Annotated in this window: 11 protein-coding genes; 1 reads left to right on the plus strand and 10 read right to left on the minus strand. The window is 38.0% G+C overall.

Going from position 1 to position 20,134, the window contains the following annotated elements; all coding sequences use genetic code 11:
* Positions 1–220 precede the first annotated feature (220 nt).
* The 9 genes from DWX23_RS18900 to DWX23_RS18945 form a co-directional block, all read right to left on the minus strand.
* Positions 221–520: a hypothetical protein gene (locus DWX23_RS18900; protein ID WP_075559896.1), complete on the minus strand. Its 300-nt coding sequence runs from the start codon at positions 518–520 to the stop codon at positions 221–223.
* Between the two features lie 786 nt (positions 521–1,306).
* A complete protein-coding gene (locus DWX23_RS18910) occupies positions 1,307–2,314 on the minus strand; it encodes an AAA family ATPase (RefSeq protein ID WP_158607093.1) in 1,008 nt (335 codons plus the stop codon).
* Positions 2,307–2,600, minus strand: coding sequence for a helix-turn-helix domain-containing protein (locus DWX23_RS18915; RefSeq protein WP_075559899.1), 294 nt, complete (start codon positions 2,598–2,600; stop codon positions 2,307–2,309). The genes DWX23_RS18910 and DWX23_RS18915 overlap by 8 nt, the downstream gene beginning before the upstream one ends.
* 208 nt (positions 2,601–2,808) lie before the next feature.
* Positions 2,809–4,185 carry a site-specific integrase gene (locus DWX23_RS18920; protein ID WP_122375595.1) on the minus strand — a complete coding sequence of 459 codons (1,377 nt, stop codon included), beginning with the start codon at positions 4,183–4,185 and terminating at the stop codon, positions 2,809–2,811.
* 255 nt (positions 4,186–4,440) lie between these two features.
* The gene (locus tag DWX23_RS18925; RefSeq protein ID WP_122375596.1) at positions 4,441–6,234 is read right to left on the minus strand and encodes an FAD-dependent oxidoreductase; all 1,794 of its coding nucleotides are present in this window, start codon (positions 6,232–6,234) and stop codon (positions 4,441–4,443) included.
* An 84-nt stretch (positions 6,235–6,318) separates the two neighbouring features.
* A complete protein-coding gene (locus tag DWX23_RS18930) occupies positions 6,319–7,986 on the minus strand; it encodes a RagB/SusD family nutrient uptake outer membrane protein (RefSeq protein ID WP_122375597.1) in 1,668 nt (555 codons plus the stop codon).
* Positions 7,987–7,999: 13 nt separating this feature from the next.
* Positions 8,000–11,239 (minus strand): TonB-dependent receptor, encoded by a 3,240-nt coding sequence (locus DWX23_RS18935; RefSeq protein WP_158607094.1) that lies wholly within the window; start codon positions 11,237–11,239, stop codon positions 8,000–8,002.
* 202 nt (positions 11,240–11,441) lie between these two features.
* Positions 11,442–12,377 (minus strand): FecR family protein, encoded by a 936-nt coding sequence (locus tag DWX23_RS18940; RefSeq protein ID WP_122375625.1) that lies wholly within the window; start codon positions 12,375–12,377, stop codon positions 11,442–11,444.
* A 76-nt stretch (positions 12,378–12,453) separates the two neighbouring features.
* Positions 12,454–13,014 carry an RNA polymerase sigma-70 factor gene (locus tag DWX23_RS18945; RefSeq protein ID WP_122375599.1) on the minus strand — a complete coding sequence of 187 codons (561 nt, stop codon included), beginning with the start codon at positions 13,012–13,014 and terminating at the stop codon, positions 12,454–12,456.
* Between the two features lie 251 nt (positions 13,015–13,265).
* On the opposite strand from DWX23_RS18945, the gene DWX23_RS18950 reads away from it, so the two are divergent.
* Positions 13,266–17,579 carry a cellulase family glycosylhydrolase gene (locus DWX23_RS18950; protein WP_158607095.1) on the plus strand — a complete coding sequence of 1,438 codons (4,314 nt, stop codon included), beginning with the start codon at positions 13,266–13,268 and terminating at the stop codon, positions 17,577–17,579.
* 116 nt (positions 17,580–17,695) lie between these two features.
* Here DWX23_RS18950 and DWX23_RS18955 read toward each other — a convergent pair whose 3' ends face one another.
* Positions 17,696–20,065 (minus strand): TIM-barrel domain-containing protein, encoded by a 2,370-nt coding sequence (locus tag DWX23_RS18955; protein WP_122375601.1) that lies wholly within the window; start codon positions 20,063–20,065, stop codon positions 17,696–17,698.
* Positions 20,066–20,134: the final 69 nt, after the last annotated feature.

Consider the following 20,134-nt stretch of genomic DNA (forward strand, 5'->3'; position numbering starts at 1 on the left):
ACTAACCCAATGAGTAAGTCTGAAAGCCTGTTATTGGTCGATGTAGGAGTTCGATGACGATTAGGCTTATGTAAAAAAATCATTCGTACAATTCGAATGGTGCACAAATATACAAAACGTTAGAATACTGACCAAAGATTAATAATAAATATTGTTCCCTTTATACAAGGGGTAGGAATGTTCTGTCAATACTATAACTTAATTTGTATATGCTAAGAGATTAATACTGCTTTATCTTTAAATTAACTTCATATCCTTCATAAGCTAAACAACGGGCAAAGATACGGACATACTCTTGTATTTGAGGATCATTCCACCATCTGGAAGCTATAGGTCCAAGGGATGATGGTTTTCCTTGAAAATTGAAAGCAAACCTGTATGCTTCGGACATGGGGTAACACCCCATTACATAAAGAACCAATGCGGTTCGTGTTTGGAGATCAATTTGGTTTTTTACAAGTGTCCAACCTGATCTTATAGGCCTTTGCTCGCCCCACTTTTTATACTTTTTTCTTCTCATCGTTACTATTTAATTGGTGCTCAATACAACCGTAAAGGCCATAATCAGCAGTTAATGATGCCGGTCTATTCTCCCCTAGTTTACAGCGCTCCCATTTGTGGCAGTTCCGGCACGAGTATTGGGGAGTACTGTGCCGGTGTTCTGCTTGAGGCAGTAAATTAATCAAGGGCATACAAGAGATCCTTTTTGATCGATAGATGACCTAAAGAGGGCTCTATGTTCCTCTAATTTTTTGTTATTACCAATCCAAAACCAATGAAATCGAAGTTTAATCTTGTCATCTTGGATATTGGGATGCACTTTGTCATACGATATTATCATTTTTTCTAATAAGATATACGGGTTATAGAAATGAATATACTTAGTAAGCACCTCATCTATAGTCGCCTTTAGCACTTTGTCTAAAGAGTCTTCATCGTCTTTATATCGATTGACTACTCGCCAGATTTGTTTACTGACTTCTTTGTTTAAGATCTTATAATACTTTTTATTCGACCCATAAACAGGATAAAATGATTTATATTTATACATGATAATTAATACTGTTCTTTTACAGTAATTAAATGATGAAAAAGCTTATATATTAAACCACAAGAGCCGCTTTTTCAAAATAAACTCGTTGTTGTTGTTGTAAGACAAAGATAGTTTGTCCTAGTTTGGACAGGTATTTGACAATTTAGACAAAACAAAACATAATATATTGAATGATAGTGGTTTATATTGTCTCCTTTTTGACAAGTCTTTAAGATAAAGCGACACACACCTATATATAGGTGTGTCGTCTTGTCAAATGTCAAGTTCCTGTTCAGTAGTAGCTTCTTGTTCCTGAAGAATATACATTTTTGCCTGATTCTTTTTTAATATACCCAAATCAGATGCCGCTTTAATCCTCCTCTCAGCAGTTCTGTAACCTTTGGGGGCTATTATTTGCATAATTTGCCTCTTAAGTTCATTACGGGGCCACCAAAGACGATCTTTCATAGCCTGTTTCATTAGGTTATAAAGCTCTTTGTACTCCTCTTCTATTTTGGGTATCTTACAAGCAATTGGCAATCCTGTGTTATCAATAGAAAATGAGAAGGGTTCTATTCCTTTATTGCGGCTGTGAATAGATGAAACTGTAGCTGTTCCACTACTATTTACAACCTGTAGAACAGTTTCAGATTTGTTACATAATTCTGATCCTAAATGTCCACGAGCATTGTTGTCAGCTTTATTTTGATGCAGGACAGTGATTATTCCGCACTGGTGATTTGTTGAGATTGCCATTAAACAACTAGTGATATAAGCAGATTCTTTCAAATCATTAAAATCTCGTATCATGTCGCGGATGCCATCGATAATAATCAAATCAGGTTTCAGTTGTTCAATAGCCTGTAGGCTGATTTTTAGACGTTCTTCGGCCTCAAATTCACGTAGGGATAACATTATTAGTCTGTCGTTGGATTTCTCTAATTTCCAATCACAAAGTCTATAAATGCGTTTCTGTACCATATTGACATGGCTTCGACTTTGTTCTGTGTCAATGAAAAGACAAGTGTCTCCTACTCCACTTATACTAAATACATCGTCTTCTAGGAAGGCTGCTACGATGGAAGATGTTAAGAATGTTTTGAAAGCTTTAGGCTTACCTATGATAGTTGCTATATTTCCCTTTGAAACAATTGTTCTATCTCCTTGCTTAATTATAGGATCAGGTTCGGTGAATTGCTCTGTTATTATTACTCGGCAATTCAGATATTTATCCTCATTCTCATTCTCTTGGGACTGAAAGTTTCTTCCTTCATTATCCATGACCTGTATCCTTTCTCTCTTTAATGGCCTCATCTATTTTATCAGGATCGAAAAAAACACGTTTCCCGATCGTGTAAAATGGAATTATTTCTTTGTTTTTTAGGTCCTGAGCCTTCGATACAGAGCAGCCCAAATGTTTCGCCAGTTCTCTGATTCCACTTATTCTTTTTGGGGATGGTTGATGTTGGAGTAAGCATTGACTGTTTAGCTTTTCCACAACCTTTTTAGCAACAATAGAGGATATCTGTTCGTAATCTATTGTTAAAATAATTTCGTGATATGTCATATTTCTTTGATTTTTTTGCTTGCCCCGCAATATGCGTTCTCTAGCATGAAGTGAAACTGTTGTTAAATAGTTATATCTGTTGACTACAGTTTCATAGTGCAAAGTAAGCTACTGTTATTGGTTAAATCAAGAATCTTACATAATTTGTTACACGTCTGATTTACAGTGTTATACGATCAAGATTCGGCAATGTTTACTATTGCCGTATTTATTCCGGAATTAGTAACATAGAGTTGAACATAATTCTTTTTTGTGGTGAAAAAGGAGCTATATAACCTCCTGTAATATTTTTATTGCTATGTCCCATGGCTTGAGAAATATATCGTTCTGAGACGCCAGCGTGTGTCAAATTGGTTGCAAAACTGTGCCTTGCATAGGTCATTGAAATGGGGATTGATAATCCTACTTCTTTAGCCGCCTTTTTTAGACGGAAACCAAAATCTGCATTTAAATCCTTTACAATAGCCTTTATTTTGATTGGGTTAGTTTCTCCTTTTAGTAAATTCGGAAAAACAAAATTATCTTTTGAAGGAGTTGAGGCGTAGTGATTGAGTATCTCTTCCAGTTCGGGTATTATAGGTATAATAATCTGAATTTCTGAATCTGATGTTGCTTCTGTCTTTTTACGAACAAACATCAATTCTTTGCCCATGCTGTTAAAATAGTGGTCGTTATATGTGAGTAAACAAATATCCATTAGATTCATTCCATTGGCAAGATAAGAAAAGAGAAACATATTTATGGCCTCACAAATCCATTTTGTTTGATGCTTTTCCCGTTTGTCAGGGGCGTCGTATTTTTTTAATTTAAGTATGTCAGATATAGGTAGATAAGCTTCTGTCTTACTTCTGCCTTTTTTAATAGTAACTTTATCTGTCCCTTTGCCAAAAGGATACTGATTTAGTTCTATGTAGCCTAATCTCATAGCCTCATTTATAACAACTCTCATTCCTCTATGATATATTCCTATTGTAGTTTGAGATAAACCGCAATCGGTCATTTTGCTTGTCCATCTATCTACAATGTCAAAACCAATATTACTGAATGATATATTGAACCCTACGCTTTTGGAAAAGCTATTGAATGCATTGTTATAGCTGTCCGCTGTTCCTGCTCTACCTTCATGGCGAAGCTTTTCTATTGTTTGTTTCCAAAATTCAGAGAAGTTTAGGTCTAATCTACCGGTGAGTTTCTTTTTTAAATTTTCAATGTTAAAGGCTTTAATTTCATGAAGTTCTCTAATAGTGGCGCACACTTTATCAAATACCTTTTCCTGCTCTTTACGGTGTTTGGCAAAGTTGCTGGAACCTGTTGCGTGTCTTAGCTTCTCCCATTCATAAATAGTAAAAGTTCCGCCTGTACGATAAAAGTAAAGGTGGAATTTATCTGAAGAGAATGAGACTCGTATGGCGGCAGGTAGTACTGTTACCTCATTTTTTAATTCGTTTATATCATTAAGTATTTCGGTTTCTTTTAAACTCTTGATGTAGTCGACATGTTTGCGTTGGTCGAGTATCAATCCGATAGAGATAGTTTCAATTTTCTTTGTAAAAATGGGTTTTAGAAAATGGTCTACTTTGTTCATTGTGGTGTTATTTAGGTGTTATTGAATTTCATAACAGGACAAAGTTAGAAAAAACAATTGTGTTTTGCAAGTTGTTGAAATACAAATATATATAATATTATTCAGGGCAAAAAAGAACAAGGGATAATAAGAAAAAACATTGTTTGTGTTACTCATAATCAGGGAGTCCTTGGTTCAAGCCCAAGTGGGACCACAAAAATGAAGCGAATTATCTAATTATTAGATAATTCGCTTTTTTATTACCCGGTTCTAATCTTAATTATGCTCTGCTGTTAGCAGTTGGATCAATTTATCCAGATGTTGTGTATATATATCGCGGGGTGAACAGTTATATTTTTTACATAGGAAAGCCGCCATCCCGACCACTTCTCCCATCATTCCTGTGGTTTGCATAACTCTGACTGTCCCTAAAGCAATATGAGTAACGCTGATATTACGGCCTGCCATAAATAGGTTGTTGATGTCTTTTGAGTAAAAGCATCTGTATGGTATATGATAAGGTTCGAAATCCCGGTTATGATCGGCTATGCCTAAAAACTCATTTCTCGGATAATATTGACTGTTTTGGGGGTCTGGGTAGTGAAGATCGATTCCCCACGTTGTTGTGACGCATGCGTCCGGATATTGTACCTGATTATTTATATCCAATTCTGAAAGGATCAGATCACCGATTAATCGGCGAGATTCTCGTTTCCCGGCAATGAATGATATCCATTCCAGTTTCCAGTTTGAATATTGTTTTCTTTTCTGATTTTTAAGGTAAGACCAATGCCCATAGACAACCCGGAAATTGTAATCTCTAACTTCTTCTGCCTGTTCAACTTTATCTTTATAAAAGCCGGATTCCCAGAACCAGGCACTTGCTGTGTTTTCTAAATGATAGTTATCACTGAATTGAACAGCCCACGGACATAAAGGAAATTCCGAAGATTTTTCCTCGAAACGGGCAAACCAATGATTAGTTGTACCCATTGTTAAACTGTCACTTATCTGCGGAGCTTTAGGCTCTCTGGTAAGAGAAAAACTTTCCCTGCCACTTCTGTAGTCTGCTCCTGCGGCAACACCGAGAGTTGCATCCCCGGTACAATCTGCAAAAAGAGGAGAGATGAAGCGGAGTTCTTGATTGGTTTCAACATGTCTGGCAATAACTGTCGTTATGCGATTATCAGTCTTTTCTACTTTATAAACATGGGTGGAAAGAAATAAAGTAATGTTCTTCTCATTTTTTACAATGTTCAGTTTTCTTTTATCCCCATATTGGTCGGCGGAGGCTATTTCACTGGTAGTTCCTGTATTCAGTTCCCTCACAATACGTCCCAGTTTAGGATAGAGGTTATGATAGATATCTCCGGACATAGGGAGACGGATTTCCGAGCTGTTATTACCTCCTAAAACCGGCCGGTTTTGGATAAGAGCGACTTTCAATCCTAATCTGGCAGCCTGAATGGCAGCACACGTACCGGCTACTCCTCCTCCTGCGATCACGAGGTCATATGTCCCGGCTTCTTTGGGATCCTTTGGTAAATGTAACATTTCTCGTCTGAACAACTCCAGGGTATCTTTAGATGTTGGTGGTTGATCATTGTTTTTTTGAGTTAGATAGATGGCATCTATCCGCCCTTCAAATCCGGATAAATCGTTTATTGACAGGGTGACCTCTGGTTGTTTAATCATAGAGACACCTGCATATACCCAATGCCATGAGGAATTGCCGTCTTGCCCTAAGACTGTTGATAATGTATCGCTATCAATCGAAATAGTAAATTTTCCGGGACCTGTAGGATAGGGGGCCCAGTCTTTTGTGCGAACCCATAGATGATAATTTCCGGTTTTTTTTATTTGTAAGATTGTTCTTGCTGGCTGGACAGGTTCTCCCAATCCATGAGCCAGAAGGTAAGCAGATCCCATCTGATCTATAAATTGAGGATCGACGATCCATCCTCCTTTTTCCTGAAATTGCTCTGCTTCCACCCATATTTGTCCGTGGGCAGATGTGACAGGCAGAAAAAAGAGTATTATAATTACTGTGAGTAAGTACTTTTCTTTCATATATCATTGATTTTTGAGATTGCTCTTGCCTTTATTGAGGCAAGGGCAATCTCTGTTGAAGTAGTAGAAAACTGATAAATCCTATTAGTAATTAGGATTCTGTTTTAATGCCGTATTTGTTTCTATTTCTATTCTGGGAATAGGAAGTACATAATCTCTGTCTTTATTGAATGAACGAAGTTCGATCACACGCATATCGTTTTTATTGGGGACAACACTATAATCCGGTGTCCCATTTTCGTCAATTTTAGGAGCAGAGTGTAGGTAGTCCCTTGGTGGTCTGCCGTATAGAACTTTATTCATGACATTTTCAGCAATTCCCCACCGGCGAATATCCGACCACCGTAATCCTTCCCATGCAAACTCGCATTTTCGTTCTTTTCTAATGATTGAACGTAGTTCTGACTGATTTTTATTTGCAACAGGAGGCATATTTACGCTTTTTCTTTGCCGGACCTCATTGATCGCTTGGTAAACGGAATTATCTATTTCTCCCAATTCGGTCTTCGCTTCCGCATACATGAGCAGTACATCTGCATAACGGATGATGATGAATGCTGTTTCACTGTTGTCCAACTCATTCGGTTTGGATATTTCATTATATTTTCTCCAAATATAACCGGAGAAAGTGGCATAAGGATTTAATGCATCCTGGTTGGCTACCCGGCTTACCGGGGAAGTCTTATAGTTCCAGCATTCCACACTGTCTTTATGAGTTTCAAATTGAAATCCCATATATTCGGAACCAGGTAGGACAATCGTATATCCCAAACGGGGATCTCGATTCTCGAATGGCTTTAGAGGATCATAAAGGGGAGATTTATCTATGGGTAGCCCATCGATACATTCGTATGAATCGACAGTTGCCTGAACTGGTATTTTACTACTGTAGCCTCCACCCATTCTTGAAGTACACCCCCTTACTACCCCAGGAGTACGGTAACCTTCCTTATAAGTAATGAAGAACATCATTTCTTTACTATTCGATTGAGTGGCAGATTTGAATAAATTCTCAAAGCTGTCGTCTATCTGGTATTCGCCAGAGTCTATAACCTCTTTAGCTGCTTTAGCTGCAATATCGTACATGTTGTTATATAAAGCAGTCCTGGCTTTTATGGCAAGAGCAGCTCCCTGGCTGATGCGTCCCCACTCATTGGCATCGATATGTACTGGAAGAACTGGAATGGCCTCATCCAGTTCCTTTAGTATAAAATCGACTATTTCAGATTTGGGTGTCTGATTGATTTGAGCTTCTGCCAGAGTTAGGGTTTTTGTTACTAACGGAACATCTCCCCATGTTTCTGTCAGCATCAGATAAAAGTAAGCTCTTAAGAACTTAACTTCCCCTTTTATTCTTTCATAAACAGACGGAGTTGTTTCTGATTTAGCTCGTTCCATATTGTCCAGCAAGTAATTACAACGAGCTACACTGATATAATAGTTTTTCCAAAGTTGTTCGGACCATGAATTATTGGCATCATGAGATCCGTTTCCGATCGATTGCATAGGAACTTCGGCTCTTTCCCAGGCTATATCTGTTGTTATATCTAAGAGCGCAGGCATAACCATTCCATAGTTCGTACTTAACCATAGAGAACCATAACATCCCCACAAAGCCATTTCCAGTTCTGTCTCATTACTGGGGTACGTGCTTGAGGAGGGTTTATCCAAAGGATACTTTTCCAGTGAACTGTCACAAGAGAAAAAAGATAGACCTGTTATTATCAGGCATGTGTATAAAAGATTTTTCATAATGATTTTACATTTAGAATTTTACATCCAGTCCGACAGTGAACACTTTCACCTGAGGATAATAAGCTCCGTCTCCGACAGGTGCTTCTGCATCAAATCCATCCCAGAACTTGTCAATGGATAAAAGATTTTGTCCGCTGACATAAAGCCGGACGTGAGAGAACTTAATTTTTTCAGTTAACGCTTTGGGAAGCGTATACCCTAAAGTTACATTCTTTAGCCTTAAATAGGCTGCATTTGCCATCCAGAAACTAGAATTCTGTTCATTGTTTGTTTCATTGAAAGCCAAACGCGGGAAACGGGCATTAGGATTCTCTTCCGTCCAGTGGGCTTTGTGCATTTCCAGAGCGGAGGCTCCCCAGTAGAATGGCATTGTTGCTTGTTTATTCAAATATCCATCCGCTTTTCCTACCCCTTGCCAGAACATGCTGAAATCGAATCCTTTCCAGCCTGCATCTAGATTTAATCCGTAAGTAAAGCGTGGAACAGTATTACCGATGATTACTTCATCCTCATTATTAATTATCCCATCGTTATTCTGGTCTTTATATTTGATATCACCAGGAGCAAATGCACCGAATTGAGTAGCATGTTTGTAGGAACCGTCGGCATTATAGTCTTCTTTAGATATGTAACCTATTGCCTCAAGTCCATAGATTGAATTGATAGGATATCCTTCCCGGTTCACGGTCAATCCAGTCATACTGATGCCTTTTAGATCGATCACCTTATTTTTTACGTCAGATAATATGAAAGAAGCACCGTATCTGAAATCATTGATCCGGTCATTCCATCTTAATTCCAGATCCCATCCTTTATTGGAAACTTTTGCCGCGTTTTGATAGGTTGGATTTAGACCGATGATTAATGGAACGTTGAGTTTCCATAAAATATCGCTTGTTTTCTTATTGTAATAATCGAATGACGCAGAGAGCTTAGAGAAAAATTGCAGGTCAACCCCAAAGTCAAGCATTTCTGTTTTTTCCCATGAAATGGCAGAATTCGACATATCGTTGATCGCACCGCTGGTAACCGGTTGTCCACCGATAATATAAGAACTATAGCTGACAACAGAGGCAAAAGCATAATTCCCTATATTCTGATTTCCCAGTTGCCCCCAGGAAACTCTGAATTTAGCATTGTCGACAATATCCCGTATAGGTTCCCAAAAACTTTCTTCTGAAATTCTCCATCCGCCTGAAAATGAAGGGAACACTCCCCATTTATGTCCCAGGTCGAAACGAGAGGAACCATCGTAACGAACATTCGCTTCAAATAAATATTTCCCCTGATAATCGTAATTGATACGTCCGAAGAAAGAGGCAAGCGCATATTCAGAACCAGAACCGGATGCTTTTTGATTGTCACTACCTCCTGCATTCAATTTAGGATATTGAGGGAATATGAAGGTATCCCGGGAAGCATCGATATAATCATCAGTTCCACTTTCCCATTGGAAACCAGCCAAAGCTTTCAGATTGTGTTGTCCAAATGCTTTGTCGAAATTTATTAGTGCTTTGAAGTCATGCGATAAACCCCAGCCCCGGTGTTCATATAGTGCACTTTTACTCGGTTTACTGTAAGCAAGCTCTCCATCGGCATAATAAGTATTTACACTTTTGTTGTAGGTGCTGGTTATATTGTTGTTATAGATGGGAGTATAGCTAACATCGGCTTTCAGAAAATCTGTAAACTGGTAGCTTAAAGCCATATTGATGGAGGCCGAGGGCGTTTTTGTTTTAGCGAATCCTCCGTCTTTGGCAAAAGCTAACACATTATCTCCATCCCAACCGACTGCATATTTCCCGTTGGATAAAACATCCGGATAAATGGAAGGTGTTCGGTTTATCCAGTATATAACGTCATATATACCTCTACCAGGAGTCTTTTGGGTATTGTATTTTAAATACATATCTAATTTAGCAGAAAAACGTCGGGTAAACTGCATATCTGAATTTAATCTGACCGTAAATCGGTTATAATCCGTATTTGGAGTAATACCTTGCTGATCATAATAACCGATTGCTGCAAGAAGTTTCATTTTTTCTGTTCCTCCATTGAGAGTGAAAAAGTGGTTTTGTTGGAATGCATATTTATTGTAAACTGCTTTTTGCCAATCTACATCCGGATAATGATCACGGTCGGAAGGACCTTTTTCTCTATATTCCTGAATATACTGATCTGTGTATAGCGGACTTCTCCCGACATTCTTGTATGCTTCGTTCAACATGACCATATGGTCGATGGCATTTACTTTATCAGGCAAGTCGGTTGGTGTTTGCCATCCGGCATATCCATTGTAAGAAACAGAAAATTCTTTGTTTTTAGCTCTTTTGGTAGTGATCAGTATCACTCCGTTGGCAGCACGTGAACCATAGATGGAAGATGAGGCTGCATCTTTTAAAACGGAAATCGATTCAATGATATTAGGGTCGACACTATTCAGGTCCATTGCAGTTCCGTCTACTAAAACCAACGGGTTGGAATCGTTCAGGGTTCCTATTCCTCTGATCCGGATTGTTCCGGCATCTTGGCCCGGTTGTCCGGATTGTTGTGTAATAGTTACTCCCGGAGCAATTCCTTGTAAGGCGACAGATGTTTGTCCGACAGGTCTTTTCATCAGATCGTCTCCCATAATGGCAGAGACGGCTCCTGTTAAGTTCTCTCTTTTTTGAACTCCGTAGCCAACGACAACGACTTCCTCGATCGTTTGAGTATCTTCTGTCAGTTTTATAGTGATCGAAGATTGGTCATTAACCGCAACTTCACGGGTATTATACCCAATATACGATATTTGTAGTACTGCATCAGAAGGAACTTGTAAAGAAAATTTTCCGTTTATGTCTGTGATTATACCGTTCGTGGTCCCTTTTTCTATGATGTTCGCACCAATAATTGGCTCACCGTTCATATCAAGGACTGTTCCGGTTACAAATTTTTTCTGTTGTTCTGTTTCCGATTTGGATACGACAATATAGGATCCTTCCAATACATAGCTTAGTCCGATTTCTTTAAACAGATTATCCAATACTTGTTTTACCGGTTGATTGACCGTGTTTAAAGCTACTTTTTGATTTGTATCTACATTAATATTATATACAAACAAATAATCTGTTTGCTTTTCGATGGTATTCAATACATCCTTTAAAGTTGTATTACTGGTTCGAACGGTAATCCGTGCATTTTGTGAGTTTGAATTGATTGCATGTAATGAAAATATCAGTACAAACAAAAGGAATGAGGAGATTCTCATAATTCTGAAAAAATGTTTATGTCGTGATTTTTTTAGATAATAGGGTCCCGACAAAGATACTTTATTCATAACTTTGTAATTATTAGAGATTAATACAGTTTTTGATAATTGTGTTAGTCATAAGGCGATAGATGTTCCCGCATTTATCGCTTTTTTCTTTGGATATTATATCATAGGCAATATGATTTAAAGGTTTAACATGTCATTTTATATAAATAATAGTGTTGTTTTCATTTCTTTGGAAGCGGAAACTGATATCTCGCTGGAGAACTTGTAATATAAAGTCTATGCCATCTGAAATACGAAATTTCCCACTGCAGATATAATTGTCCAGATTCTTATTCCCATTGATGATTTGTATATCGTATGTTTTTTCAAACTCTTTCATCAAGTCGTTGAATGTGGTATTTTCAAAACAAATCAAGCCTTCTTTCCAGCGATAAATGTCATAGTTCTGTATCTTTTCAATTACCAGTTTCCCATCTACCTGATCTGCTTTTTCCAAAGGATGTAATACAATACTGTTACTGGGTTCTTCTTTCTCTGAAATTTGTATGGAACCTTCCATTAATGCCGCAGAAAAAAAGGATGTTTTATCATAAGCATCTACGTTGAACTTTGTTCCCAGTACTTTTATATTATATTTGTCAGTTTGCACAACGAATGGTCTTTTGGTATCTTTTGTGACTTCAAAATAACCTTCTCCATTCAATGTGATTTCTCTTTTCCCTTTGGTGAATGATGCCGGATATTTCATTTTTGAACCAGAGTTAAGCCATACATTTGTTCCGTCGGACAGCAATATATTTACTCTCTGTCCTACAGGGACTGATATTGTGTTCATTTCCAGGTGGCTTACATCTGGTTTTGTATGATTGTAAATTTGTATACCGCAGATGATAAATATTGCGATTGCAGCTGCATATTTGATTATATTATTCAGATAGAATACATTACCAGATGAGGTTGGCTGTATACGATTTTTCCTGTTCTGGACGATCAGGAGGTCGAAGTATTTACGCTCTTTCAGATATTCCTGCATATTCTTTTCTGAAGCTTCAGTCCAGTTGCAAACCTCTTCTTCTTCTTTGTAGGATGCTTTTCCTTCAAAAAAACGATATAGTATTTTCTTTTCCATACTTAATAAGCACATAGATGGAAGGTATCCCTAATGAAAAAACTTATTTTTTAAGAAAAGAGTAAAAGATGAACTGCTAATTTAAAAATAAGATAAAGAGCGGGAGATAATCTTTTAACCTATTTCTTAATACATTTAAAGCTTTAGTGATATGGAATTCAATACTTTTGGTGGACAAGCCAAAATGATCGGCTATCTCTTTATGTGTTTTATTTTCATATCGGCTCATAATGAAGATCACCCGTGTTTTTTCGGGCAGATGGTCTAATGCTTCATCTATCAGACGTTGTGCTTCGGAACTGAATAATTCTTCCGGATCACAGGCTTCCAGTGTAGTAATTTTCAATTTTCTGACTCTTTCCATATGACTCCATAGATTTTGTTCAATGTCTTCCCGTATCCGTTGATTGCGCAGGTAGTTGAGGCTTTTGTGTTTGACAACTTCCATGATATAGGCGGGAATGTTTGAATTGGAGGAGAGAGAATGTCGGTTTTCCCAATAATATACTAAACTGTCAACTACTATATCTTCTGCCGTCTCTTTATCCTGAATATAGGTATGAGCAAAACGGATGAAAATTCCCTGATAGTTTGAAAACAGTTTGTTAAATTCCTTTATCTCTGAAATATTCTCCATATCGAATGATTGATAGGGTAAAGATAAATAAAAATATGGATAATGGTTTTTCAGGAATCTCTTTTGTCTAAATGAGGAAGTCTATTCTTTATTAAATTACAAATAAACTTAATGTATATCTGTTATATTAATAAATATAGCGATATTTGTATTTGAGTATAATGAGTTAAAAACCAATTTGTTACTGGGTTTCTTTCGCTTTTCCTACAGGCGAAGATATTCAGTGTATGAGGAGTAGTATGTACACAAGTATGAGAACAAGTTTTTTTTCAAAGTTATTTATTATCTGGTATTTATTAACGGGGATTACAGGGATACAGAATGTATGGGCGGAAACTATTCCGGCTGCAAATGATCCCGGATTTGAAAGAATAGATGATGGTATAAAATTTATTTATAGTAATTACTATGGAAAGCGTACTGATTTACAATTTGTATCTTGGGAGCCAAATCATACGACAGTACAGTCCATTGAGAAAAACGGGAATGATCAAGATATAATTAAGTTTTCTACATTTGATAACCAGTTTATAGCCTTTTATAGTGAGGAGACGAGTGGACCTAATATTAAGATAGAAACATCATCTATTAACTGTATCAATATCGATATTTATTTAAGTGAGAAAATAGATGAGCTTAATATAAAATTGCATGCTCCCAGTTCAAAACCAGTCTATGGATATACTGTTTCAATGGATAATGTGGGCAGTGAATTGCTTCCAGATAGTTGGCATACACTGAGGATTCCTTTAAGTGAATTTGAATATGTGACAGGTACGAATCAATTGGAGCAAATAAATTCTATAGAATTAACGGTTGTGGATAAGTCGGATAGTTCTGCTAAGGGGCAAGTAACAGTCTATTTAGATAATATTTTTTTCTATAAAGAAAAGAATCCTTCTCCGACATCTATCAAAGCTGCACCTGTTCCAATACGTCAAAGTTCTAATGTCAAAAACTTTTACAGCACAAAATATGGAACAGGGATTAGTTTGGAATATCAACAATGGGGTTCTCAGACTGTAAAATCCGTAGTAAAGGATGAAAATGAAAAAAACATTCTCAAATTCTCGAATTTGGGATGGATGGGTATACAATATAATCCGGATAAAAATCTATTGAATATTAGTGGAAAAGATAGATTGCATTTGGAAGTATATCCTGAAACCAATATCTCATTTGCTGTAAAGCTCATTCTTTATAAAGACAGAGTGGAGGGTATTTCGGATGAGGTTTCAAAGGAATTCACATTTGAGAATCTTACTGGCGGTAAATGGAATTCTATTGAGGTAGAACTTTCTGAATATTACGTAGAAACAGAGGATAATCAATATGTAAGTGTTATTCAGCCTTCGTCCGGAGGTTCAACTGTATACCTAGATCATATCTATTTTTATGACAGCAAACAAATAATTGTTGAAGGTACGCCCGATTTCACCGCTTATCTTCCTCCTGTGCGTAATACCGAAGATGTGGTTTCTTTATTTGGTGATTCATACCTTGATTCCAGAATTGAGGGTGAGCTTACTTTTGTTACAGATAATAAACATCAGACAACAGTACCACTGCCTACATCTATTGGAGATCGTGAAGTAAAGGCATTAGCCAAGATGAATCATATTCCAATAAATGTTCCGGGAACCGACATTAGTGCTATGGAATTTTTCCATATAGATGTATATTCAGAGGTAGAGACACAATTAACTATTACTTTGATAGGAGATGATAGTTATGAAATTCCGGCTCAGAAACTTACTGCCAATGAATGGACACGGATAGATGTAACGAATGGATTATCAGGTCCTTTGTATGGCATATATCTGTCAATTAATAGTCATCAAGGCACTAAAACCTTCTTTATCGACAATATATATTTTTATAACAAACAAGCATCTTTTACCCCAACTCCTGTTGCCGTATTTAACAATCAGTTAGGTCGTGGTGTTAACATCGGTGCCACTTTTGAACAACAGGCCGACTATCCGTGGAGTGATACATATATTGAAAAGATAAAAGAAAAAGGCTTTAAACATGTACGTCTCCCTGTCCGTTGGGATGATTATCCGGAGGGAGATCCTAGGAGTATGGATAAGGCTCCTTATAATATAAAAGCGGAATTTCTGGTTGAGATACAGAAAGTCGTTGATAAACTTTTGGCTGCCGATCTGAAAGTTATTCTCAATATGCACCATTATGACCCGTTGATGGACTTGTCGGGTGAAGCCCAGACTGGTGAGATCAAGCGCTTCATGACTCTTTGGGAGCAGTTGGCTGACTATTTTCAGAACTATGATGAAAGACTGGTATTTGAAATATTGAATGAGCCCAGGGATAAGATGGATAGTGAATGGAATCATGTTTTTCCGGAGGCTATCAAAACGATAAGGCAAACATACGATTTCAGGAACGATAATAATAAAAATCGCGCCATCATGGTCGGTACGACCAATTGGGGTACGATTTATGGCCTGGAAGGTGCGAATGCTTTAGTACTGCCGGAAAATGATGATCATCTGATCGTAACAATCCATTATTACAATCCATTACCTTTTACCCATCAGGGAGCTGAATGGGTAAATCCTATGTACCCCGTCGGGTTAAGGTGGAGCGATACTCAGAGCGAGCGAGATGCTGTTACCGCTGATTTTGACAAGATAAAAGCTTTTAGTGACAGCAACGATGTTCCTATCCATATCGGAGAGTTCGGTGTTCATTATAAAGCGGATATCGATTCACGCCTCCTGTGGACCAATCATATAGCTCGGACAATTGAGAAATACGGCTTTAGTTCTGCTTACTGGCATCTGACGTCGAGTATATACAACGAATCGGTAGGGGAATATCCTTATTTACCCGATGCATTGCAGACTTATGATATCCCTGATAAAGCGGCAGAAATACAGTTCCTTTCTAAAGAAGTTGTTTATGATATCAATGATCCGAAAGGCAAAGTCTGGGCATTGCTTCAAAATCAGGGAGGAAATGCTAAATTGAATAAAGGCGAAGGATCTTTAACAATAGAAATAACCGATGGAGGCAATGTAACTTATTCGGTTATGACATTATTATCAGGCTTCACCATAGAAAAAAATGCAACTTATGAGATTTCCTTTATTGCTAAGACAGCGAGTAATAACGGCGATATTTATTCGAGTTACATCGGATTTAATGATGAGCCTTATACTAAATATGGAAGTTTTTATTTTACTCCGAGATTGAATGAGCAAACGTTCTCCTATACCTTTACCATGCATCACGAAACGGATAATTCCGCTCGTATAGCATTTGAGTTGGGTAATGGAGGGGAAGCGAAGGTAACTTTAAAAGATATAACTATAAAAAAGGGTTCTGAAATAATTCCCAAGGCTCCTGTTCCATCCAAAAGTGTTGAAAATGTGTCAAGTATTTTCAGCTCACAATATAAAGTGAATTTGTATGATTTGCCGGATGATGATTCCGCATTGGATACGAAGAACCAAAAAATAATCTTATTCTCGAATTTTGCATCGGAAGCACTTTCTTTCAATGAAATATTTCCGGAAAATAAAACGAAACTTCATCTGGAAATATATCCGGGAAGCTGGTTTGATATAACTATTACTGCTACTGGAAATGGAATAACTTCATCTAAAAAAAGTTATACATTGAAACCACATGCATGGAATAGCATTGATATAGACTTAGCCGACTTTCTATCCCGGACGGGAGGAAAACTTAAAAGTATCAACTTTTCAGGTGGGGCCGGTGAAGAGCGCAGGATATATATGGATCATGTCTACCTATACCAAGAGTCGGTAACACCTGATCCAGACCCTGATCCAGACCCCGATCCTGATCCTGATCCCGACCCTGACCCCGATCCAGAGGAACCTGCACCAGTCTGGCCTGCTTCTGCACCTACTCTCCATCAGGAAAATGTGGTCTCTGTACATAGCAATCCTTATGAGAATATTAATTCTATCTTTGAAAGGGTGGATGGACAAGAAACGGAAGTGGAAATTATTACGATCAAAGGCGTTCCCGTATGGAAACTGACTAACACGAATCTGTTGGCGGTCAACGTAGGGTTATTGGATGTTTCTTCTATGGAATATCTACACCTGGACGTATGGAGTCCTTATGAAGAAACTTTGAAGATTTATCTGTCGGACGGAATAGATGAAATAGAGTTTGCCACATTACCGGTTGCAAAAGAAAAATGGCAGATCTTCCAATTTTTCTTACCTGATTTGAATATTGTTAAATATATTCGGTTTGAAAGTGATGCAAAAGGAACCTTCTACCTGGATAATCTCTATTTCTCTAAAGATCAACCGACAGGAAATGAGAATATCAGTGATGATGCTATCAGTTATAAAATTTCCAACGGATACCTGATCATTGAGGCAACCGATCTTGTTCGTAATATAGATATCTTAGATGTTTCGGGACGTTTTATTAGAAAAGAATCACCGATGACCAATATTGTGACCATTGATATTCGCTCAATAAGCAAGGGTGTCTATATTACACAGGTAGTCTGTGCAAATGGTAACAGGAAGACATTCAAATTTGTGAAGAAATAAAGTGAAAAACTCCTTTTAAACGATATTGAGGTTCGTTTAAAAGGAGTTTTTTCGTTTAAGACGGACTGTAACTTTGTTTAAAGCGAATTTTATCTCGTTTTAAACGAGATTTTAATTCATTTGATCATATCGACCGTAATATGCTTATTTTCATATCGGATAAGCTTTTCCCGTACAGAATAGTTTGAGCTGCTTTCTTCCGCTATATAAAGTTTTATCCGGAAACTTCTTTGCGGATAATTGACAAATGTCCCCTCTTTATCGTATATACTCAGTTGCTTGTTTTGATCATCCCAATGAAACCGGACAAGTGAATAAACGCCATTTTCATAAGCATAAGTTTTATTGTCGTCTTCATAAAGTTCAAAATCGGCATCTGCCCCAGCATAAATCCTTAGTTCCAACTCTTCTTCTTTTTGTTCTCCGACATATTGGACTATTTTATTTATGGGAATAATAGAACCGGCTTTTACAAATACCGGTATGACATCGAGTGGAGTTAGATATGAAATAGTTTTACCTCCCGTATAGATCTGCCGGGAATTAAAATCGAACCAATATTTACCTGTGTGTTCTGGCAGATAAACAGACTCTTTAGTGTCAGGTGTACCGATAGCTCCCTCTGTTGTATAATACATCGGCTTTGTTATCGGTTTGACCAGTAATGAGGGACCGAACATATAAGCATCTGCTCTGTTATGTACATTCCGGTCATCCGGAAAATCCATGACCAACCCGCGCATCATTAATCGGGAATTTGCTGTTACCTGCCAGGCCGATGAGTATATATAGGAGAGCAAACTGTACCGCAGGTCGATCATCTTTAATAACCCGTCATAAAAAGGATCTCCCGGTTCGCCGAATTGCCATACTTCCCGCGGGACATTACTGCCGTGAGCACGGAAAATAGGGGAGAATACTCCCTGCTGGAACCATCTTAAATAAAGTTCCTTATAAGAAGGATCGGCAAGACCTTTGGTATATTGGCTGCCCCTTGTCGTTACAAAAAAACCTCCGATATCTGTTGTCCAGTAGGGTATTCCACTCATACAGAGGTTTAATCCGGCAGGTAGTTGTTTTCTGAATACATCCCAGGAGGCAGTAATATCTCCCGACCATACGGCAGTTCCATATTGCTGTTGACCGGCAAATGCGGAACGGGTTAAAATTGTTACTCGTTTATTGTCCTGCTTGCGTATGTTTTCGTACATGGCTTTGGATAAGAATAAGGAATAAACATTGAGGTAACGGTCGAATGAACCTATATAAGTTTGCCCGGCCGACTTTGTTTTTTCCTCTTGTTTATCCTGGGTAAAACCTTCCCTGAAGGATGGTTCTGTGGCGTCCATCCACCAGGCGTCCACTCCTGTGCGGTATAGTCCTTTATAAAGATGTTCCCAGAAAATCTTTTGAGCTTGCGGATTGTATATATCCATGACTTTATAATCTGCCCAGGTCGGTTCGTCGAACAGTGCTCCGATCTTCTCCATATCTTTGTATACGTCCGTTTTCTTTCCGAATCCAGGCCATACGGAAAGCATCAGGCTCACATTGTATCGATCGTGCAATTGACGGATAACATCTGTGGGATGATTGAAATTGACAGTATCGAATCGAAGGCTGTTCCAATGATCGCGGTCTCCCCAGTATTCCCAGTCCTGTACGATGTTATCGAGTGGAATATGCCGTTTGCGATATTCTTTTACGACATCAATAAGTTCATCAAATGATTTGTAGCGTTCTTTGGATTGCCAATATCCGAATGCGGATTTGGGGAACATGGGCACTTTTCCTGTCAGTCGGTGATAACCGGCTACAACATCCTTCATATCGGTGCCGTAAACGAAATAGTAATCGATGGCATCGGCTACTTCCGACCAGAAGGAGGCTCCTTTTTCATTATCTTCGAACAACGTCTTGGAGTAATTATCCCATAAAATACCATATGGTTGTGTGGATAACAGGAATGGATTGACAATTTCCATATTGGCCTGTACGAGTTTAGCCTTTTGTCCCCGGTAATTCATAATACCTTCCTGATACTGTCCCAGTCCGTATAATGCTTCGTCCGGATGTAATTTGAATATCTGTTTTATCTGCCATACTGTTTCGCCTGCCACTTTTTTTTGTTCGAAAGAGCGTGCCTGTTCCTGAAGCAGCTGTTTCCCACTTTTCGAATCAGTAAAGCGTATATTTTTATCCGTATAGGAATAAGTGGCTGTAACGGACGCCGTTCTCAGTGAAATATAATTATCTCCCTTTTGTATCTGACAGTCAGGAACGGGATCTGATGTTTCTGGTATGATCAACGATTTACTTGGTTGCGAACCTAAAGGTACAACTTGTACATGGATAATTTTGTCCCGAGGAGATGAAACGGATATCTGCAATGAATCATCCGTTACACTGAATCCCTTGTCGATATTCTCGCTGTGAGAAATAGTAATATGCAAGAAGCTGATTGCTAAGAATAAAGCTTTATTCATGATTATCTTGTTTATGTATGGGAGAATAAGAAAAAACTATCCTCCCATACGATCTTATTTACTAGCAGT

This window comes from Parabacteroides sp. AF18-52, assembly GCF_003479145.1.
In the GTDB taxonomy this organism is placed as follows: Bacteria; Bacteroidota; Bacteroidia; order Bacteroidales; family Tannerellaceae; genus Parabacteroides; species Parabacteroides faecis.